Raw genomic sequence first — 19,622 nt, 5'->3', positions numbered from 1 at the left:
AAGATGAGCAAGAAAAAGGTCGTGATCGGCATGTCGGGCGGGGTGGACTCCTCGGTCGCGGCGTGGATGCTCAAGGAACAGGGCTACGACGTGGTCGGCCTGTTCATGAAGAACTGGGAAGACGACGACGACTCCGAGTACTGCTCCACGCGCCAGGACTGGATCGACGCGGCCAGCGTGGCCGACGTGATCGGCGTCGACATCGAGGCGGTCAACTTCGCCTCCGAATACAAGGACCGCGTGTTCGCCGACTTCCTGCGCGAATACCAGGCCGGCCGCACGCCCAACCCGGACGTGCTATGCAACGCCGAAATCAAGTTCAAGGCCTTCCTCGACCACGCGATGCACCTGGGCGCCGACCTGATCGCCACCGGCCACTACGCGCGCGTGCGCCGGAACGGCGACCGCCACGAGCTGCTCAAGGCGGTCGACCACACCAAGGACCAGAGCTACTTCCTGCACCGCCTCAACCAGGCGCAGTTGTCCAAGACCCTGTTCCCGCTGGGCGAGATCCCCAAGACCGAGGTGCGCGAGATCGCCGCGAAGCTGGCCCTGCCCAACGCCGCCAAGAAGGATTCGACCGGCATCTGCTTCATCGGCGAGCGGCCGTTCCGCGAATTCCTCAACCGCTACCTGTCGTACAAGCCGGGCCCGATGAAGACGCCGGACGGCAAGGTGGTGGGCGAGCACGTGGGCCTGAGCTTCTACACGCTGGGCCAGCGCAAGGGCATCGGCGTGGGCGGCATGAAGGCGTACAAGAACCCGGACGGCAGCAGCGACGCCTGGTACGTGGCGCGCAAGGACGTGGCCGAGAACACGCTGTACATCGTGCAGGGCCACGACCATCCGTGGCTGCTGTCGTCGACCCTGCGCGCCGACCAGGCCAGCTGGATCGCCGGCGAGGCGCCGGCCGCGCGCGCGCTGTCGGCCAAGACCCGCTACCGCCAGGCCGACGTGGCGTGCGAGATCGCTCCGGAAGGCGATTCCGATTTCGCGTTGAAGTTCATGGAAGCCCAGTGGGCGGTGACGCCGGGCCAGTCGGCCGTGCTGTACGACGGCGACGTCTGCCTCGGCGGCGGCATCATCGCCGGCTCGACCTTCGCCGCCTGATCACGCCTCGCCGGATTCGCCGGCGTCGGGCGGGGCCTCGGCGCTGTCCTTGGCCAATGCCGCGCGCTGGCGCTTGACCATGGCGATCACCGTATTGCGTATCGTGTTGAGCACGGTGTCTGCCTTGAACGGCTTGACGATGAAGCCGTTCACGCCCATGGCGTGGGCGGCCTGGATGGTGGCGGCGTCGAATTCGCTCGAGACCATGAAGATCAGCGTCTTCGGCCAGTTGGTCTTGATCTCGCGCACAACGTCCTCGCCGTTCTCGATCTGCTCGCGGGCGATGCAGACGATGTGGGGATGATGCTTGATCAGCAGCGCCAGGCCGCTGGCGCAGGTGTGGCTCTGGCCCACCACGTCGTAGCCGCCATCGAGCAGGACCGTGTTGAGCAGGCCGCGCGCGATCGCGCTGGTGTCGATAATGACCGCTTTTAACATCTTGCAAACCTTGTCTTAGTGGGCGCGCTCAGTTCCGGTCCCACGCCAGCATATTCCAGCTCACGCCGACCCGCACGTCCGTTTTTAATTGCACCAATTGTTTCGAAAGATACAGCATTTCGCGTTCTTTTCGTAGAGTTTCGCCCAGCGTGTCCTTCAGAATGCCCGCCCCGGCCATGATCCCGTCCAGAGTGCCGTATGTACGCAACAGTCGCGCCGCCTTCTTGACGCCGACTTTTGACACGCCGGGAATGGAGTCGGTGGGGTCGCCCATCAACGCCAGCAGGTCCGGCAGCTGCTCGGGCGGCACGCCCCACTTGCGCTCGACCCAGGCGTGGTCGTGCCACTCGCCCTTGAAGTGGTCCCACACGCGCGCGCCCTGCGCGATCAGGCCGTGCAGGTCCTTGTCGGTGGTGGCCACGGTGGCCTCGCCGCGGCCGTCGGCCAGCCAGCGCAGCACCACGGTGCCGATCACGTCGTCGGCCTCGACCTCGGGCAGCGACACCACGTGCAGGCCGATGCCGCGCAGCTTGTCGTAGAAGGCCGGCAGCGCCTCGCGCAGCGGCGTGGGCATCGGCGCGCGGCCCTCGCGGTAGCCGGCGTACAGCGCGTGGCGCCAGGTGGGGCCGCCGAAATCGAAGGCCGGCAGCACGTGGGTCGGTTCGTGGTCGTTGACCAGTTTGCGGAACGAGGACAGCGCGTGGCGCAGCGCGATCTCGGCCTTCTCGGCGCTATCGGGTTCGGGGCTGGCTTCGTAGACGCGGCGCACGATATTGAGGCCGTCGATGGCAAGGAGTCTACCCATGTTCAACATCATCCGGGCTTGTTCAATCCATCATTTTACCCGACCGGACCGCGCTGTCGGCCTGATATGACGCAAAGCCGGCACGAACGCCGCTTGCGGCAGCCGATAAGCGGCGTAAGCTGGGAGGTTGGATAAGCCAAGGAGACAGCCATGTGGCCGACAATTCCTCTTGAAAAATTCCTGGAAAATCCCCTCGCGGTCATCCGTGAAATTGCCGCGTCCGAGAAGATTTTCTTTATCACCGAAAACGGCAAGCCGATCCTGGATGTTCGTCCATACCGCTCGGTGCCGATTGAAAAGCTGCGTGGCAGCGTCATCTACTCCGGCGATATCGTCTCTGCATTGGAACCAGCAGGATACGAGCCGTCGCCATGATACTGCTGGATACACACGCATTCATCTGGTGGCACGAGGCCGACTACTTCAGCAGCTCGTACGGCCCGCCGCGCTCGAGCGCGCGCTGGAAGGCCGGGCGGCTGTGGATGCGCTTGAGGAAGGCCATCAGGTTGGGCCGGCGCGCGTCCAGCCCGGCGCGCGCGGCGGCCGCCTCCAGCGGAAAACTCATCTGGATATCGGCCGCGCTGAACTCGGCCCCGGCGAACCACGGGCACTTGTTCAACTCGGCCTCCAGGTAGTCCAGGTGGGCGGCGATCTGCGGCTCGATGTAGCCGGCCTTGACCTTCCGCGCGATGCCGCGCGCGATCGGCTTGACGAAGAACGGCGCCGGGCTGTTCTCCACCCGGTCGAAGATCAGCTTCATCAGCAGCGGCGCCATCGCCGAGCCTTCCGCGTAGTGCAGGAAGTAGGTCCAGCGGCGGCGCTCCTCGGTGCCGGCCGGCGGCACCAGCCGGCCATGGCCGTAGGTCTCCACCAGATACTCGATGATCGCGCCCGACTCCGCCACGACCACGTCGCCGTCGCTGATCACCGGCGACTTGCCCAGCGGGTGGATGGCGCGCAGCTCGGGCGGCGCCAGCATGGTCTTCGGATCGCGCTGGTAGCGCACGATCTCGTAGTCCAGCCCCAGCTCCTCGAGCAGCCAGAGCACGCGCTGCGAGCGCGAATTGTTCAGATGATGGACCACGATCATGGCGAGCTTCCCGCGAAAAAGCGGCATGGCGCCGCGACCCCGCTACTGTAGCATCGTTGTCCATCTTGCGCCCCCGGCCACAGACCGATGGATTCCAGAAAGGAACAGCAGTACACTGCGCCATCAGCCGCCCACCGGAGTGTCCATGAACCTGTTGTCCCCGCGTTACCTCGTCTTCACCGCCGCCATCGTCACGCTGGCCGCCTCGCTGGCCCTGGCCGCGCCCTGGTGGATCCCGCTGACGGCCGCCGCGCTGACCGTGGTCGGCATCACCGACCTGCTGCAGACCAAGCGCGCGCTGCGCCGCAACTACCCCATCCTGGCCCACTTCCGCTTCTTCTTCGAATCGATCCGCCCCGAGATCCGCCAGTACTTCCTGGAGGACGACACCGTGGCCGAGCCGTTCTCGCGCAACCAGCGCAGCATCGTCTACCAGCGCGCCAAGATGGACACCGACAAGCGCCCCTTCGGCACCCAGCTCGACGTCTACGCCCCCGGCTACGAATGGATCAACCACTCGATCAGCCCCGCGCCCGAGCAGCACCACGACTTCCGCATCGAGATCGGCAACCATCCCGACTGCCCGCGCGCCCAGCCCTACTCGGCCAGCGTGTTCAACATCTCGGCCATGAGCTTCGGCGCGTTGTCGGCCAACGCCATCCTGGCGCTCAACGGCGGCGCCAAGGCCGGCGGCTTCATGCACGACACCGGCGAGGGCAGCATCAGCCCCTACCACCGCCAGCACGGCGGCGACCTGGTGTGGGAGATCGGCTCCGGCTACTTCGGCTGCCGCAACCCCGACGGCACCTTCTCTGAGGCGAACTTCGTCGCCAACGCCACCACGCCGCAGGTCAAGATGATCGAGCTGAAGATGTCGCAAGGCGCCAAGCCCGGCCACGGCGGCGTGCTGCCCGGCGCCAAGGTCACGATCGAGATCGCCACCACGCGCGGCGTGGCCATGGGCCAGGACTGCATCTCGCCGTCCAAGCACTCGGCCTTCGGCACGCCGCTGGAGATGCTGGCCTTCATCGACCGCCTGCGCACGCTGTCGGGCGGCAAGCCGACCGGCTTCAAGCTGGCCATCGGCCACCCGTGGGAATTTTTCGGCATCGTCAAGGCCATGCTGGCCACCGGCATCACGCCCGACTTCATCGTGGTCGACGGCGGCGAGGGCGGCACCGGCGCCGCGCCGGTCGAGTTCACCGACCACGTCGGCACGCCGCTGCAGGAGGCGCTGCTACTGGTGCACAACACGCTGGTGGGCGCCAACCTGCGCGACAAGATCAAGATCGGCGCCTCGGGCAAGATCGTCACCGCCTTCGACATCGCCCGCATCCTGGCGCTGGGCGCGGACTGGTGCAACTCGGCGCGCGGCTTCATGTTCGCGCTGGGCTGCATCCAGTCGCAGAGCTGCCACACCGACCGCTGCCCGACCGGCGTGGCCACCCAGGACCACAGCCGCCAGCGCGCGCTGGTGGTGCCGGACAAGACCCGGCGCGTGGCCAACTTCCACGAGAATACCCTGAAGGCGCTGGCCCAGCTGATCGCCGCCGCCGGCCTGACGCACCCGTCGCAGCTGAAGGCGCACCACCTGGTGCGGCGCATCTCGCCCAACCAGGTCAAGCTGGCGTCGGCGCTGCTGCCCTACCTGGAGCCGGGCGAACTGCTCGACCCCAGCCAGCTGTCGCGCCTGCCGCCGGTGTTCGGCCTGTACTGGCCGATGGCGCAGGCGGAGTCGTTCAATCCGGTTTGCTAGGATCGCCGGCGTGCGCGAGGCGATAGGCATCGCCCAGCGTGTCGGCCACGTAACCGCGCTTGACCGCCCATTCGCGCAGCACGGCGTTGATGCCCTGCTGCCAGTCGTCGCCCTGCCGCTTGAAGGCCTCGATGGTGTCGCGGTCGAACTCCATGCTCAGCGTCACTGTCGGAGAGCCGGGCGGCGCCAGAAACCGGGTCCGCCAGGGACGAAATTGTGCCAGCTCCTCCTCAGTCGGCGGAAACGCATCCGGGTCCGACAAAGCGGCGGCCATGATGCGGGCATCCTCCTCCGGTGTTACAAATATGATTTTACGTTTGTCCACCATACAGTCTCCCCCCCTTGCGCTGGTTGAGCTTGTCTTTCTTGGGATCGAAGGTGATCACCATGTTTCATCTTATCCGCAAAGATTAAGAAATCAATCACTATGCGGATAGATTAAACAGGCTGTGGCCGGCGCGTTTGCGCCGGCGCAGAGGGGGGAAGGATCAGCGCTGCACGCGCAGCATGATCACGCGCTTGAGCGGCGCGGAGCCGGACGATGCCGGCGGCGTGGTTTCACAGGAACCGCAGCTGGCGCAGCCGTCGCCGCAGCTCGATTTCGTGTTAAACAGTTTAGCCAGTTTATTCTGGTCGAAGCCGCGCCGCGACAGCACATAGACGATCTGCTTGCGCAACGCCGCCGGCAAATACTTGGTGCAGAAATGCGCCAAGGCCGCCACCACGATCAACACCACGATCACTTGCTGCCACATGCTCAGCCTCCGATGAAGAACAAGGAAATACGATACGTCAGGAACGACGCCGTGTACGCCAGCGCGAACATATAACCGGCCATCATCAGCGGATAGCGGATGCTGTTGGTCTCGCGCCGCACCACGCTCAGCGTCGACATGCACTGCGGCGCGAACACATACCACGCCAGCAGCGACAAGGCGGTCGGCAAGGTCCACGAGCTGGCGATGATCGGCGTGAGCGACTGCGCCAATTCCTCGCCGCTCTGCGACAGCGCGTACACCGTGCCCAGCGCGCCCACCGCCACCTCGCGCGCGGCCAGGCCCGGCACCAGCGCGATGCAGATCTGCCAGTTGAAGCCGATCGGCGCGAACACATATTCCAGCCCGCGCCCCAGCATGCCGGCCATGCTGTAATAGATGGCCGGATGCGTCGCCCCCTCGGGCGCGCCGGGGAAGGAACTGAGGAACCACAGCAGCACCATCAGGGTCAAAATGATCGTCCCCACGCGCGACAGGAAGATCTTGCAGCGCTCCCACAGGCCCAGCGCCAGGTTCTGCAGATGCGGCCAGTGATAGGCCGGCAGCTCCAGCATCAGCGGCTGCTTGTGGTTCGCGCCCATGGTGCGCTTCATGAAGTAGGCCACCGCCATCGCCGACGCGATGCCGGCGAAGTACAGCGCGAACAGCACCAGCCCCTGCAGGCTCATGAAGCCGCCCACTTCGCGTTCCGGGATAAAGGCCGCGATGATCAGCGCATACACCGGCAAGCGCGCCGAGCACGTCATCAGCGGCGCGATCATGATCGTCACCAGCCGGTCGCGCGGATTCTGGATGGTGCGCGCCGCCATGATGCCCGGAATCGCGCACGCAAAGCTCGACAGCAGCGGAATGAAGGCGCGCCCCGACAGGCCGACGCCGCCCATCAGCCGGTCGAGCAGGAAGGCGGCGCGCGGCAGGTAGCCGCAGTCCTCCAGGATCAGGATGAAGAAGAACAGAATCAGAATCTGCGGCAGGAACACCAGCACGCTGCCGGCCCCGCCCAGGATGCCCTCCACCAGCAGGCTGCGCAGCAAGCCGTCCGCCATCGCACCCTTGATCATGGCGCCGACGCCGTCGACGCCGGCCTTGATCATGTCCATCGGCACATTGGCCCAGCTGAACACCGCCTGGAACACCAGGAACATCAGCACCGCCAGGATCACCGGGCCCAGCACCGGATGCAGCACCACGTTGTCGATCTTCTCGGTCAGGTTGCCGGTGTCGCGCGCGTCGCTGCTGACCAGCGCCAGGATGCGGCGCACCTCGCGCTGCGTCTCCTCCACGCCGACCGCGTCGATCGCCGACAGCGGCTCGGGCTTGACCTCGCGCAGCGGCCACATGCCGTCGAGCGCGCGCAGCAGCGACTTCTCGCCGCCGGCCTGCACCGCCACCGTCTCCACCACCGGCATGCCCAGCTCCTGCGCCAGGCGCGCGGCGTCGATCTCGATGCCGCGCTTCTTGGCCACGTCGACCATGTTCAGCGCCAGGATCATCGGCAGGCCGAGGCGCTTGATCTCCAGCACCAGCCGCAGGTTCAGGCGCAGGTTGGTGGCGTTGACCACGCACACCACCACGTCCGGCGACTGCTCGCCCGCGCGCAGGCCGGCCACCACGTCGCGCGTGATGGCCTCGTCCGGCGTGTGGGCCGACAGGCTGTAGGCGCCCGGCAGGTCCAGCACGCGGAATGCGCGGCCCTCCGGCGACGTGAACGAGCCTTCCTTGCGCTCGATGGTCACGCCGGCGTAGTTGGCCACCTTCTGGCGCGCGCCGGTCAGGCGGTTGAACAGCGCGGTCTTGCCGCAATTCGGATTGCCCAGCAAGGCCACCATCGGCGTCTTCGACAGGACCGGCGCCAGCGGCGCCGCGATATCAGCTGCACCCATGGCTTATTCCGGCTGGATCGATGGTTGAACCGACACCAGCGCCGCCTCGAAGCGGCGCAGCGCGAAGGTGGAGTTGCCGACCTTGATCGCCAGCGGCTCGCCGCCCGGCATGCCGCGCTTGAGCATGCGGATTTTTTCGCCCGGCACGAAGCCCAGCTCCATCAGGCGGCGCGCCAGCATGGCGCCGTCGTGCGCCGCGTCGCCGGGGGCGATGTGCACCACGGTGGCGCTGTCGCCGACCGTCAGGGTATCGAGGGTGATCAGGGGAGCTGCATGCGTCATGGCAAAGTCCGTTCAAATCGCCGCCCGGCCAAAGCCGCGGCGGCTTGCCGGCGAACTGCAAGATCGCGTTCTGGCCGGAAATAAGATAGTAGCATTATAAACGGTAATGCGAATTACTTCTATTTGCGCTTGCATCCCGCTCAAACTTGAGGCAGTATACGATTAATGATAATGATTCGCATTAAGTAGCCAAATGCCAATCATGTCCTTTTTTTATAAAGCCTAGCCAGAAGGTGTATCGATGATTGTATGTGTCTGCAACAACATATCTGATCGTGAAATCCGTCAAGCCGTGGAATTGGGATTGACCTCGATGGACGAACTGCGCCGCGACCTGGGCGTGTCCACCTGCTGCGGCCAGTGCTTCGCCTGCGCCGAGGAAATCCTCAACGAGCACCTGGCGGCCACCGCCGAAATCCAGGAAACCGTCCTGAAGCGGCCCGTCTTCAGCAACTAAGCGCAGTAACCAAGAATACTCCGATGAACACACTGAGCTATGGCCGCGCGGCGACGCCGGCGGCGCACGACAGCGGCCTGGCCGCCCTCCTCAAGCAACATTGGCAGGCGCGCGGGCGCAAGTTCGCGCCGCTGGCCGCCATCGTCATGGTGCACACGTTCGGGTTCTACATGTTCCAGTCGGGAATGATGCGCCAGGTGTCGCACGCCATCCTGCCGCAAGTGGTCAACGTGACCTTTGTCGCGTCGCCGGAGCCGCTCAAGCCAGCCCCGCCGCCGCCCAAGACCGTGCCGGTGGTGCGCCAGGCGCCCGCCTTCATTCCGCCGATTCCGCTGGTGAGCGTGGTCCAGACCGAGCCGACCATCACCGTGCCGCCGCCGCAGGCGCGCCCGAGCGAACCGGCCGCCGTGGCCGCGCCGCCCGCCCCGCCGGCGCCCGCCCACGTGGCCGCGCCGTCCGCGCCGAAAACCGTGTCCGGCGTCGAATACATCCGCGCGCCGCAGCCGGTCTACCCCAGCATCTCGCGCCGCATGGGCGAAAGCGGCACCGTCATACTGCGCGTGCTGATCGGCGACAAAGGCCAGGCCGAGCAAGTGGTGATCCACAAGTCGTCCGGCTCCAGCAACCTCGACGAGGCCGGCCGCCAGGCCGTGCTGCGCGCCCTGTACAAGCCCTACATGGAGGACGGCAAGTCCGTGCCCGTGTACGCGCTGGTGCCGATCAACTTCCAGCTGGGCTGATCCTTCAGACGTCCAGCCTGCCCTCGACCGAGTCGTCGAGGGGCTTGCCGAGCACGGCGCCGAGCAGCATCTTGACGCTGGCCACCGCACGGCCATGCCGGGTATCCCAATAGTAGCCGTAGGTCGGCGCGAACTTGATCAAGGTGATGCGCGGATCGTCCTCGCCGCCGGCGAACCAGGTCTTCATCGTAAAACTCCACAACTCCTTCAGCTTGACCGGATCGCGCAGCACCGTGGCGATGCCCTCCAGATGCATGTACTCGGCGTTGCCGGCGCCCTGGAAATACAGCGTGGCCGACGGCTCGGCCGCCAGCTCCAGGTTCTTCAGGCTGTCGCTGGCGCTGACGAACCACAGGTTGCCCAGCGTATCGACCTGCAAGGCGGTCATCGGCCGCGCGTCGCCGGGGCCGCCGTCCACGTCGCTGGTGCAGAAGAAGCAGCCCGGCGAACTGTCGACAAAATCGCGGATCTTCCTGACGGCGTCCTCGCCGACCAGGTCCTGATGGTGGTGCTCGGTGCTGGAGTCCATGATGGTGCCCTTCGTTAAAAACGGAATCCCCATCCTATCCCTGACACCGCCACGCCTCAGTGGGTTTCCTCACACTTCGGCCCACATGCGCAGCAGGTTGTGATAATGGCCGGTCAGGTCCACCGCGATGGCATCGTCGCCGTGGGCGGCGCGCAGCTTCTGGATGTTCTGGTCCAGCTCGAACAACATGCCCCGCTTGGCATCGTCGCGCACCATGCTCTGGCTCCACAGGAAAGCCGCCACCCGCTCGCCGCGCGTGACCGGCGCCACCCGGTGCACGCTGCTGGACGGATAGACGATCAAATCGCCCGCCGCCAGCTTGACCTCGTGCGTGCCGTAGGCGTCGCTGACGATGAGCTCACCGCCGTCGTATTCCTCCGGCTCGCTGAGGAACAAGGTCGACGACACGTCGGCCCGCATCGCGTTGGCCGTGCCGGGCCGCATGCGGATGGCGCCGTCGATATGCATCCCGTAATGCTCGCCGCCGGCGTAGCTGTTGAAATAAGGCGGCAGTATGCGCAGCGGCAGCACCGCCGCGAAGAACAGCGGATGGCTGGCCAGCGCCTGCGTGATGAAGCCGCCCAGCTCCTGCGCCAGCGGCGACAGCTCCGGCAACTGGCGGTTGTGCTTGACCTGCGTGCTCTGCGCGCCGGCCGTGGCGCGGCCGTCCACCCACTCGGCCTGCGCCAGGCGGTGGCGGAATTCCTGCACCTGCGGCTTGGTCAACACGGCGGGGATATGCAACATCATGGGGACATCCTTTCATCACGGCGATATGGGAATGTTAATTGTTTTCATTTGCCCCAACAATCTCACTCCGCCTATATTGGTACACTTTGCACGCATTGCGCCACGCGAGCACGGCGTTCGTGGCAAAATGTCAGTATTCCACCACCATTTTAGAAAGCATCCCATGAAGGGTGACCCAGAAGTTATTCGCCTGCTGAACGCTCAGCTGACCAACGAACTCACCGCCATCAACCAGTACTTCCTGCACTCGCGCATGTACCGTCACTGGGGTTTCGAGAAGATCGCGAAGAAGGAATACGAAGAATCGATCGGCGAAATGAAGCACGCCGACAAACTGATCGACCGCATCCTGATGCTGGACGGCCTGCCCAACCTGCAAGCCATGCACAAGATCATGATCGGCGAGAACACCGAAGAAATGCTCGGCTGCGACCTGAAGCTGGAAAAGGGCGCGCAGATCACCGTCAAGGAAGGCATCGCCGCCGCCGAGAAGGCCGCCGACTACGTGTCGCGCGACCTGCTGCTGATGATTTTGGAAGACACCGAAGAACACATCGACTGGCTCGAAACGCAGCTGGACCTGATCGGCAAGGTCGGCATCCAGAACTACCTGCAAAGCCAGATGAACGATTAAGCCGTCCTGGCCTCTTCAACAAGCCGCAGCTCCGCCTGCGGCTTTTTTATTTTCACCGCCAGCACGGCCAGCGCGCCGCACAGCATCAGCCCTCCGGCCAGGCGGATCACGTTCTCCGGATTCCCGCCCAGCAGGCTGCGATAGTACAGCGGCAGCGTGAAGATCTGGATGATCATCGGGATCACGATGAACATATTGAAGATGCCCATGTAGACGCCGGTGCGCTCCGGCGGTATGCAACCCGCCAGCATCACATACGGATTGCCCATGATGCTGGCCCACGCCAGCCCGATGCCCACCATCGGCACGAACAGCAGCGCCGGCGTATGAATCATCGGTATCGACAGCATGCCGATGCCGGCCAGCGCCAGGCAAACACTGTGCGTGATCTTGGGACCATGGCGGCGCGTGAACGGCACCAGCGCCAGCGCGCCCACGAACGCGATGAAGTTGTAGAACGCCCCCACCTGCCCCGCCAGCAGGCCGGCGTCGCGGAAGCCCTGCGAGGCCTGGTCGGTGGTGCCGTAGATGGTGGTCGACAGCGACAGCATGATGTACTGCCAATAGCAGAACATCGCATACCACTGGAACAGCTTGACCCAGGCCAGCTGCTTCATCGTCGGAGGCATCTCGCGGATCGCGCTGGCGACATCGCCCAGCGTGTGCCGCCAGCCGGCCGGCCGCGCGCGGATCTGCGCCAGCTCCTCGCCGGTCAACGGATATTCGGGCGTGGTCTTCAAGGTCCACAGCACCGACGAAATCGAGAACACCGCGCCGATCAGGAAGGCCACGATGACGATGTGCGGAATATGGCTGCCGTTGACGGCGTCCTTGTTCATGCCCACCCACACCAGCAGCGACGGCGTCAGGTAGGCCAGCGTCTGTCCCAGGCCCGTGAAGGCGCTCTGCGTCAGGAAGCCGACCGAATGCTGCGCGGGATCGAGCTTGTCGCTGACGAAGGCGCGGTATGGCTCCATCGTCACGTTGTTGGCCGCGTCCAGTATCCACAGCAGGCTGGCCGCCATCCACAGCGTGGGGCTGAACGGCATCGCCAGCAGGCCAAGGCTGCACAGGATGGCGCCGATCAGGAAGTACGGCGTGCGCCGCCCCCAGCGCGTGACCGTGCGGTCGCTCATGGCGCCGATCAGCGGCTGCACCAGCAGGCCGGTCATCGGCCCGGCCAGCCACAGGTAAGGCAGGCTGGCCTCGTCCGCGCCCAGGTATTTGTAGATCGGGCTCATGCTGCTCTGCTGCAGGCCGAAACTGAACTGGATGCCGAAGAAGCCGATGTTCATGTTCACGATCTGCCAGAACGACAGCCGCGGCTTCATGCGACGGCTCCGGGCATGACCGCGTCGCCGCGCCAGGCCGCGATCCACGGCTGGTAGAACGCGATATCGGCCGGCACCGCGCCGGAAATGCCGCAGATGGCGCCGGCGAAGGCGTTGGCGCGCGCCAGCGTCAGGCTGACCGGCCAGCCCTGCGACTGCCCGAACAGGAACACGGCGGAGAAGGCATCGCCCGCGCCCACCGTGTCGACGATGCGTACCGGCGCGTGGCAATCCTGGTTGGCGATGACCGCGCCGTCGGCACCGAAGTACAGCGCGCCGCGCTCGCCCAGCGTGACGATCAATCCCTTCAGCGTGAAGCTGCGCATCAGCGCCTGGCAGGCCTCCACCATCTCGGCGCTGTCGATCGCCTTGGTGCCTGGCTTGGTGTGGGTGTACCAGCTAAACAGGTCCTTCAGCTCGTCCTCGTTGACCTTGACGATGTCCGCCAGGTGCAGCGACTCGAAGGCGCAGCGCTCCGTCACCTGGCCGTCGCGCACATTCAGGTCCAGGTAGCGCTGGACGTTGAACGCGCCGGACGCATCGAGCATCGCCCGCAGCGCCGCGCGCGAACGCTCGTGCCGCTGCGCCATGGTGCCGAAGTAGATCGTGCCCGGCGCGGCCTGCGCCAGCGCCGTCAACGCAGGCGCGGTTTCCACGTAATCGTAGGCCTGGTCGGGAAGGATGATGAAGCGGTGGCCCTCCGCGTTGCGCTCGACCACCACGCGGCCGGTGGCCTCTTGCGGATCGAGCTGCAGGCCAGCCTCGCTCATGTCGAAGCGTTCGAACTCGTTGCGCACCAGGGCGCCGTTCTTGTCCGTGCCGATGCGGGTGACCATCAGCGTCGCGACGCCGAAGGCGGCCAGATTGCGCGCAACGTTGAACGGCGCACCGCCGACAACCTGCTCGGTGATGAAATCGTCAACCAGCGCTTCGCCGAATACGGCAATGGTTTGTTGGGTCATGCTTGTCTCCACGCCCTGTTTGGGCGATTCTATATTATTCGCGTTCCAGCCAGTACATCGCATACGGCTCCAGCACCAACGTGCCGCCCGTCGCCTGCTCCGCGATGCAATCGCGCCACGCGCCTTGCAGCGCATAGCTTTGCGGCAGGCCGGAGAAATTCATCAGCGTCAGGAAGCGGTCGCCGCGCGCCAGCGCCAGCATGCCGTCCGGCGCATCGGCCAGCAGCGTGCGGGGCGCGTTGGCCGCCAGCGCGTCGTGCCGGCGGCGTATGCGCACCAGCCTTGCCAGCGCCTGATGCATCAGGCCCGGCACGGTCGATACGTCGTAGCGGTGCTTCCAGCGCTGCTGGTCGAACACCGGCCGTTGCAGCCAGCGGCTGTCCATCGCGTGCTGCGGGCGTTGCAGGTAGCTGTAGTCGTTCTCCATCGCCAGCTCGTCGCCCATGTACAGCACCGGCAGCGCGCCGAAGCTCAGGGCCAGGCCGTGCAGCAGCAGCATGCGGCGCAGCGCCAGTGCGCGTTCCTCGTCGCTGCCCGCAGACTGCAGACCCGCCAGCGACGCGGCCATGCCGTTGCTGCCGTGCGCCGCGTTTGGATCGGTGCTCTGGAAGGCCGCGCCGACGGCGTAGCTGCCTTCCGCGCCGCTGAAGAAGCGCGCCACGCGCGCCAGCCGCGCCGCGCTGTCGCTGCCGTCGGCCGTAGCCTCGGCGCGCAGCACGTTCCAGCCGATGTCGTCGTGGCAGCGCACGTAGCTGAGCCACGTCGCGGCGGCCGGTAGCGCCGGTGTGTTGCGTATCACTTCGCGCAGCACGCCGGTGCCCTGCTCCGCCAGCGCCACCCAGCCGGCCGCCATCAGGCTGCTGTGATAGGCGATATGGCACTCGGGCGCCTGTGCGCTGCCCAGGTAGGCCGGCAGCTCGCGCGTCGGCACGATGGCCTCGGCCTTCAGCAGCACGCCAGGCGCGACGATATCGACTATCGCCCGCAAGGCTTGCAACAACTGATGCGCCTCCGGCTGGTTCATGCTGTTGGTGCCCTCGCGCTTCCATAGGAAGGCGGTGGAATCAAGGCGGAACACCTCGATTCCGCGATTGGCCAGGCGCAGCATCGCGGCGGCCATCTCGGCGAACACCGCCGGGTTGGCGTAGTTCAGGTCCCACTGGTACGGATAGAACGTGGTCCACACCCAGCCGCCCATCGCTTCCACATGGGTGAAATTGCCCGGAGCGACCTGCGGGAACACCTGGCCCAGCGTGCGCTCGTGGCGGTCCGGCATGTCGCGGTCGGGGAACACATGGAACATCGCGCGCGCCGCCGCGTCGCCGGCCTTGGCCGCCTGCGCCCAGGCGTGATCGTCGGCCACGTGGTTCAGGATGAAGTCCGAGCACAGGCTGACGCCGGCCGCGCGCAGCTGCGTGGTCAGCGCATCCAGATCGGCATTGCTGCCCAGCGCGGGATCGACTTCGTCGAAACTGGAGACGGCGAAACCGCCGTCGTTCTCGCCCGCGCGCGGACGCAGGAACGGCAGCAGGTGCAGATAGCTGACGCCCAATTCCCGCAGATACGGGATACGCGCCGCCACGCCATTCAAATCGCCGCCGAAGTTCTGCACGTAGGCACAGTAGCCCAACATGCGCTGGCTGAGGAACCACTCCGGCTGCGCGGCGCGTTGCGCGTCGAGCGCCCGCAGCTCCGGCGGCCGCGCCGAATACAGCGCACCCAGCGACTCCATCAGATCACCCAGCCACGCATCGAAATCGGCGCGCTCGCCATACAGGCCGGCCAGCAGCCGGCGCAGCACCGGCTCCGCCGCCGCCAGCCGCTGCGCGGCTTGCGGGCGCAGGTCGTCGGGCAGGACCGCCAGCAGGCGGTCCGACATTACTTTAGAAGGCATAGGACAGGCTGACTTTCGCGGCGCGGCCGGAGATGGAGCGGGCGGCATGGCCGTCGCCTTCGACTTCGGTGTAGCCGATCTTGTTGAACAGGTTGTTCACGCTCAGCGACAGCGTGGCTTTCTCCGTCACCCGGTAGTTGACGAAGGCGTTCACCACTTCATACGCCGGCAGCACGATGGTGTGCGCGTCATCGCCCCACGACTTGCCGGTGCCGATCAAGCTGGCGCCAACGGTGGCCTGGCCGAAGGTGTAGGTCGGCGCGATCTGGTACACCACCTTGGCCTGGCGGCGCGGCGTGTTGCCGATCACCGCCACATCGCCGGGCGCGGTGCCGGTGATCTTGGCGTCGGTGTAGGTCATGCCGCCGGTGACGCGGAAGTCGTTCAAGGCATACGCGCCTTCCAGCTCCACGCCCTTGGCGTCGTACTTGTTGGAGGTGCTGCGCTGCGTGGTCGCCTCGTAGTTGCTCTCGTCGGTCTTGGCCTGGAACAGCGTCACGAAGGTGCTCACGCCGCCGCTGCGCCATTTCACACCGCCCTCGATCTGCTTGACGGTGTTGATGTTGATCGGCGCGCTGCCGTCCAGCGGAGTGCCGAACAGGATGCGGTCCGCATTGAAGGCCACGCCATCGCTCACACGCGCAAACGCCGCCAGGCTGCTGGTGATGCGGTAGTTGCCGCCGACCGAGTACGAGTTGTGGTTGATCTTGTAGTCCACCAGCTGCTGCGTGGCCGGATCGTAGCGCAACGCGCCGCCGCTCATGGTCGCGATGTTGGCCGTGCCGCTGGCGCGCTGGCGGTCCTGGCGCACGCTGGCGTCGATGTTCAGCGGACCGGTTTCATAGCCCACGTTCAGGTAAGGCGAGGTCAGTTTGTATTCCATGTCGACCGCGCGCGAGCAGCAGCCGCCGAAGGCCGGTCCCACCAGGCCTGGCGTGGCGCTGGCCGTCTGCAGCAGCGCGGGCTTGTCTCCGCTGGCCTGCATCAGGTACTCGTTGAAGTTCCAGGTCAGCGCCAGCTTCTGCGTCGACAGGTACAGGCCGGCGGTGGTGGTCAGCTTGGAGCCGTCGGCCAGCTTGAAGGTCTTGGCCAGCTTGGTGTCGTTCAGCGTATTGCCGGCATCGTCGATCGAGGTGTTGAACACCACGGCGGAGAAGGCGCGGCCATTGTAGGCCTGGCCCTTGTTCGGCCCCGTCGCGAACACATAGCTGCCCACCGTGCCGTTGTTGCCCGCGAAGACGCCGGTGAAGCGCCCGCTGTTGCTGGAGGTGCGGAACTTGTCGCTCAGGTTCCAGCCGTCGCCCAGGTCGAACGAGCCTTCCAGGCCGACCGTGTCGCTCTTCACTTTCAGGCCGTCGTTGACGTTGGTCGACACCGGCGTGTTGTTCTTGCCCAGCGTGACATCGCGCACCCAGTACGGCGAGTAGAACGTCACCTTGCGCGGATCGATGCCGGGGATTTCCTGGATCTGCTGGTTCACCACCTGCACCGGCACAGGCAGCGCGGTCGGCGACTTGTCGTCCACGTGCTTGAACGATACGCGGATAAAGCCGTTGTCCAGATCATGCGTCAGGTTGCCGCGAATCTGGCCGCCATCCTCGGTGCTCATGCCGGTGTTGCGCACGCCTTCGCCGGTGCGGTAGTTCCCGCCGATGAAGAAGCGCGTCTTGTCCGAGATCGGCGCGCCGTAGTCGAAGTCCAGGCGGGTCTCGTCGTAGCCCAGGCCGTGGCTGATGCCAACATGGCCGCCCTTTTCCTCACCGGTCTTGGTGATGAAGTTGATGATGCCGCCCGGCGCGTTGGTCGCCAGCGTGGAGGCCGAACCGCCGCGCACCACTTCCAGATGGTCCAGCGTGCCGTCGATCTTGACGAAGCTGTCCGGCGTGATGAAGTTGAAGTCGCCCGATTGCAGCACCGGCAGGCCGTCTTCCTGGATCTGCACGTAGCGCGCGCCGCCGGCCGAAATCGGCACGCCGCGCACGGTGATGTTGGCGTTGCCCTCGCCGCCCGACGATTCCGAGCGCACGCCCGGCACCGAGCGCAGCACCTCGGCCGCGCTCAACGGCGCGCTGTTCTTGATGGTGTCGCCTTCCAGGGTGCTGATCGACACGCTGGTCTTCATCTTGGTGGAGCCGCCGGAGGTGCCGGTGACGACCACGCGCTCCATGTTCAGGCCATCGGCCGGGGCGGCCGGTGCGGCCTGCTGCGCCGAGGCGCTACCCATGTGCAGGACAGCCGTTGCAACAGCGGCAGCGATGCCGCCCATTTTGAATGTGCGTTGTTCCATTGTCGTCTCCAGATATTGTCGTTTTGATCTGCCGTTTAATTGAGCAGGTACGCCATTATTCCTCGGTTTTCGATTTAATGCAATCGATTGCATAACGATGCAAAAATATATTTGCAGTGCTTACTGGTGAGCCTATGCAATCGGTTGCATAAATCAGACAGAACTGTTGCGGACGATCAATTGGGTGGGAATTTGCAGCGAAGCCGCCGGACGGCCGTCGACCAGCTCCAGCAGCTGGGACACCAGCGCGCGGCCAGCCTCGCGTATCGGTTGCTGCACGGTGGTCAGCGGCGGATGGAAGTAGCCGGCCAGCTCGATATCGTCGTAGCCGACCACGGCGACCTGGCCCGGCACGTCGTAGCCGTGATGGCGCAGCGTGTTAATCGAGGTCATGGCCATCAGGTCGCTGCCGGCGAACACCGCGTCGAACGGCACGCCGCGGCGCAGCAGTTCCTGCACCGCCTCACGGCCGCCCTCCGGCAGGAAGGACACCGACACCTGCAGCGCCGGATCGACTTTCATGCCGGCCTTGCGCAGCGCGCGGCACTGGCCCTCGTAGCGCTGGCCCACCTCGGGCAGGTTGATGTCGCCGAAAAAGGCGATGTGCTTGCGGCCCTGCGCGATCAGGTGCGCGGCCGCCAGCTCGCCGCCGGTGACGTTGTCGCCGCCGACGGTGCAGTACAGCTGCTGCGGCAGCTGCGCGCCCCACACCACGATGGGTACATGGCGCGCGGCCAGCTGGTTCAGTTGTTCATGGTGGCGCCACTGGCCGATCAGGATGATGCCGATCACGCGGCCCGTGTCGAACGGCGCGGCGGCCGCATCGAGCTCCTCGGCGTCCACGCGTGAGACCAGCATGTCGAAACCGAGTTCGGTGAGCGCGTCGGCCAGGCTGCCCAGCATCGACAGGAAGAACGGGTCGGACAAATGCTGGCGCGTGGCCGAGTCGTACGGGATCACCACGCCGACGGTGCGGTTCTGCTTCATGCGCAGGTTCTGCGCGCCGATGTTGATGGTGTACTTGAGCGAGCGCGCCAACTCCATGATACGCACCCGCGTCTCCTCGCTCACCAGCTTGCTGCCGGCCAGCGCGCGCGACACCGTCGACGTCGACACGCCGGCCAGCCGCGCGATGTCGGCCATCTGCAGGCGCCGCTGCTGGGCGGAGTTGTCCGCGTCGGGCGGCGTGGTCTTGGGCATGGCTTACTGAGGGACCGTGTCCTTGAACGACTGGCGTTCGGACAGCTTGTCGAACAGGCGGGCCAGGTTGGGGTGGTCGTCGCGCCAGGTGATTTCCGGGAAGCGGAACGACAGCCAGCCCAGCGTGCAGCCGACCGCCACGTCGGCCAGCGAGTAATGGATGCCGGCGCAGTAGGGCGACTCGCCCAGCTTTTCCGACAGCGACTCCAGGCCCAGCTGCACCTTGCGCATCTGGCGCGCCATCCATGCCTCGCTTTGCTGCTCGGGCGGCCGATGCAGGCGTTCCAGGCGCACGATGATGGCGGCGTCCAGCATGCCGTCGGCCAGCGCTTCCCAGCACTTGACGTCGGCGCGGTCGCGGCCGTTCGGCGGCAGCAGCTTGCAGACCGGGGTCAGCGTATCGAGGTATTCGACCATGACGCGCGAATCGATCATGACGGTGCCGTCTTCCATGATCAGGCTGGGCACCTTGCCGAGCGGGTTCAGCTTGTCGATGGTGGTGTCCTTGGCCCACACATCTTCCAATTCAAACTGATAGTCGAGCTTCTTTTCGGCCAGGACAACACGAACTTTGCGTACATAAGGACTGGCGAGGGAACCGATGAGTTTCATAGAGGCTTAGAGTGGAAGATCAGACAACAGTATAACATCGGAGGCCTGATGCCCGGCCAATGGTAAAATCTACCTTTGCGCAATTT

At 65.5% G+C, this 19,622-nt stretch carries 21 protein-coding genes; 6 read left to right on the top strand and 15 right to left on the bottom strand.

Annotated elements, in window-relative coordinates; translation table 11 throughout:
- Positions 1 to 3: 3 nt before the first annotated feature.
- On the top strand, positions 4 to 1,110 hold the full coding sequence (mnmA, locus tag HUX88_RS26825; RefSeq protein ID WP_176363735.1) for a tRNA 2-thiouridine(34) synthase MnmA: 1,107 nt from the start codon (positions 4 to 6) through the stop codon (positions 1,108 to 1,110).
- Here mnmA and HUX88_RS26820 read toward each other — a convergent pair whose 3' ends face one another.
- Together HUX88_RS26820 and HUX88_RS26815 are read right to left on the bottom strand one after the other, a co-directional pair.
- A complete protein-coding gene (locus HUX88_RS26820; protein WP_176363734.1) occupies positions 1,111 to 1,548 on the bottom strand; it encodes a response regulator in 438 nt (145 codons plus the stop codon).
- A gap of 28 nt (positions 1,549 to 1,576) precedes the next feature.
- Entirely contained in the window at positions 1,577 to 2,353 is a 777-nt protein-coding gene (locus tag HUX88_RS26815; RefSeq protein WP_176363733.1) for a 5'-3' exonuclease H3TH domain-containing protein, read from the bottom strand.
- A 150-nt stretch (positions 2,354 to 2,503) separates the two neighbouring features.
- Between HUX88_RS26815 and HUX88_RS26810 the strand changes: the two genes are divergently transcribed.
- Positions 2,504 to 2,728 carry a hypothetical protein gene (locus HUX88_RS26810; protein WP_117014140.1) on the top strand — a complete coding sequence of 75 codons (225 nt, stop codon included), beginning with the start codon at positions 2,504 to 2,506 and terminating at the stop codon, positions 2,726 to 2,728.
- A 43-nt stretch (positions 2,729 to 2,771) separates the two neighbouring features.
- Here HUX88_RS26810 and HUX88_RS26805 read toward each other — a convergent pair whose 3' ends face one another.
- Positions 2,772 to 3,443, bottom strand: a complete 672-nt coding sequence (locus HUX88_RS26805; RefSeq protein ID WP_176363732.1) for a glutathione S-transferase family protein — start codon at positions 3,441 to 3,443, stop codon at positions 2,772 to 2,774.
- A gap of 145 nt (positions 3,444 to 3,588) precedes the next feature.
- On the opposite strand from HUX88_RS26805, the gene HUX88_RS26800 reads away from it, so the two are divergent.
- Positions 3,589 to 5,199, top strand: coding sequence for an FMN-binding glutamate synthase family protein (locus tag HUX88_RS26800; RefSeq protein WP_176363731.1), 1,611 nt, complete (start codon positions 3,589 to 3,591; stop codon positions 5,197 to 5,199).
- Here HUX88_RS26800 and HUX88_RS26795 read toward each other — a convergent pair.
- The 4 genes from HUX88_RS26795 to HUX88_RS26780 all read right to left on the bottom strand — a co-directional run bounded on the left by HUX88_RS26795 (position 5,183) and on the right by HUX88_RS26780 (position 8,140).
- On the bottom strand, positions 5,183 to 5,527 hold the full coding sequence (locus HUX88_RS26795; protein WP_176363730.1) for a BrnA antitoxin family protein: 345 nt from the start codon (positions 5,525 to 5,527) through the stop codon (positions 5,183 to 5,185). The genes HUX88_RS26800 and HUX88_RS26795 overlap by 17 nt on opposite strands.
- Positions 5,528 to 5,687: 160 nt before the next feature.
- Positions 5,688 to 5,954 carry a DUF6587 family protein gene (locus tag HUX88_RS26790; RefSeq protein WP_117014144.1) on the bottom strand — a complete coding sequence of 89 codons (267 nt, stop codon included), beginning with the start codon at positions 5,952 to 5,954 and terminating at the stop codon, positions 5,688 to 5,690.
- 2 nt (positions 5,955 to 5,956) lie between these two features.
- The gene (locus tag HUX88_RS26785) at positions 5,957 to 7,858 is read right to left on the bottom strand and encodes a ferrous iron transporter B (protein WP_176363729.1); all 1,902 of its coding nucleotides are present in this window, start codon (positions 7,856 to 7,858) and stop codon (positions 5,957 to 5,959) included.
- Positions 7,859 to 7,861: 3 nt separating this feature from the next.
- A complete protein-coding gene (locus tag HUX88_RS26780; RefSeq protein WP_117014146.1) occupies positions 7,862 to 8,140 on the bottom strand; it encodes a FeoA family protein in 279 nt (92 codons plus the stop codon).
- A 241-nt stretch (positions 8,141 to 8,381) separates the two neighbouring features.
- On the opposite strand from HUX88_RS26780, the gene HUX88_RS26775 reads away from it, so the two are divergent.
- Both HUX88_RS26775 and HUX88_RS26770 read left to right on the top strand, forming a co-directional pair.
- On the top strand, positions 8,382 to 8,597 hold the full coding sequence (locus HUX88_RS26775) for a bacterioferritin-associated ferredoxin (protein ID WP_117014147.1): 216 nt from the start codon (positions 8,382 to 8,384) through the stop codon (positions 8,595 to 8,597).
- Positions 8,598 to 8,620: 23 nt separating this feature from the next.
- Positions 8,621 to 9,337 carry an energy transducer TonB gene (locus HUX88_RS26770; protein ID WP_176363728.1) on the top strand — a complete coding sequence of 239 codons (717 nt, stop codon included), beginning with the start codon at positions 8,621 to 8,623 and terminating at the stop codon, positions 9,335 to 9,337.
- A gap of 4 nt (positions 9,338 to 9,341) precedes the next feature.
- On the opposite strand, the gene HUX88_RS26765 is transcribed toward HUX88_RS26770, so the two are convergent.
- Both HUX88_RS26765 and HUX88_RS26760 read right to left on the bottom strand, forming a co-directional pair.
- A complete protein-coding gene (locus tag HUX88_RS26765; protein ID WP_176363727.1) occupies positions 9,342 to 9,866 on the bottom strand; it encodes a pyridoxamine 5'-phosphate oxidase family protein in 525 nt (174 codons plus the stop codon).
- A gap of 69 nt (positions 9,867 to 9,935) precedes the next feature.
- Positions 9,936 to 10,616 (bottom strand): Fe2+-dependent dioxygenase, encoded by a 681-nt coding sequence (locus HUX88_RS26760; protein WP_117014149.1) that lies wholly within the window; start codon positions 10,614 to 10,616, stop codon positions 9,936 to 9,938.
- A 163-nt stretch (positions 10,617 to 10,779) separates the two neighbouring features.
- Between HUX88_RS26760 and bfr the strand changes: the two genes are divergently transcribed.
- Positions 10,780 to 11,250 carry a bacterioferritin gene (bfr, locus tag HUX88_RS26755; protein WP_176363726.1) on the top strand — a complete coding sequence of 157 codons (471 nt, stop codon included), beginning with the start codon at positions 10,780 to 10,782 and terminating at the stop codon, positions 11,248 to 11,250.
- On the opposite strand, the gene HUX88_RS26750 is transcribed toward bfr, so the two are convergent.
- The 6 genes from HUX88_RS26750 to HUX88_RS26725 form a co-directional block, all read right to left on the bottom strand.
- Entirely contained in the window at positions 11,247 to 12,581 is a 1,335-nt protein-coding gene (locus tag HUX88_RS26750) for an MFS transporter (protein ID WP_117014151.1), read from the bottom strand. The genes bfr and HUX88_RS26750 overlap by 4 nt on opposite strands.
- Positions 12,578 to 13,543, bottom strand: a complete 966-nt coding sequence (locus HUX88_RS26745) for a PfkB family carbohydrate kinase (RefSeq protein WP_117014152.1) — start codon at positions 13,541 to 13,543, stop codon at positions 12,578 to 12,580. The genes HUX88_RS26750 and HUX88_RS26745 overlap by 4 nt, the downstream gene beginning before the upstream one ends.
- A 34-nt stretch (positions 13,544 to 13,577) precedes the next feature.
- Positions 13,578 to 15,437 carry an alpha-amylase family protein gene (locus tag HUX88_RS26740; protein ID WP_176363725.1) on the bottom strand — a complete coding sequence of 620 codons (1,860 nt, stop codon included), beginning with the start codon at positions 15,435 to 15,437 and terminating at the stop codon, positions 13,578 to 13,580.
- The gene (locus HUX88_RS26735) at positions 15,427 to 17,724 is read right to left on the bottom strand and encodes a TonB-dependent siderophore receptor (protein ID WP_176363724.1); all 2,298 of its coding nucleotides are present in this window, start codon (positions 17,722 to 17,724) and stop codon (positions 15,427 to 15,429) included. The genes HUX88_RS26740 and HUX88_RS26735 overlap by 11 nt, the downstream gene beginning before the upstream one ends.
- 153 nt (positions 17,725 to 17,877) lie before the next feature.
- Positions 17,878 to 18,924 carry a LacI family DNA-binding transcriptional regulator gene (locus HUX88_RS26730; RefSeq protein ID WP_176363723.1) on the bottom strand — a complete coding sequence of 349 codons (1,047 nt, stop codon included), beginning with the start codon at positions 18,922 to 18,924 and terminating at the stop codon, positions 17,878 to 17,880.
- A gap of 3 nt (positions 18,925 to 18,927) precedes the next feature.
- A complete protein-coding gene (locus HUX88_RS26725; protein WP_117014156.1) occupies positions 18,928 to 19,536 on the bottom strand; it encodes a glutathione S-transferase family protein in 609 nt (202 codons plus the stop codon).
- Between the last annotated feature and the right edge of the window lie 86 nt (positions 19,537 to 19,622).

It is taken from the genome of Duganella sp. BJB1802 (assembly GCF_013369445.1).
GTDB lineage: Bacteria > Pseudomonadota > Gammaproteobacteria > Burkholderiales > Burkholderiaceae_D > Rugamonas > Rugamonas vulcania_A.
This window is presented reverse-complemented; position numbering and strand designations above follow the sequence as displayed.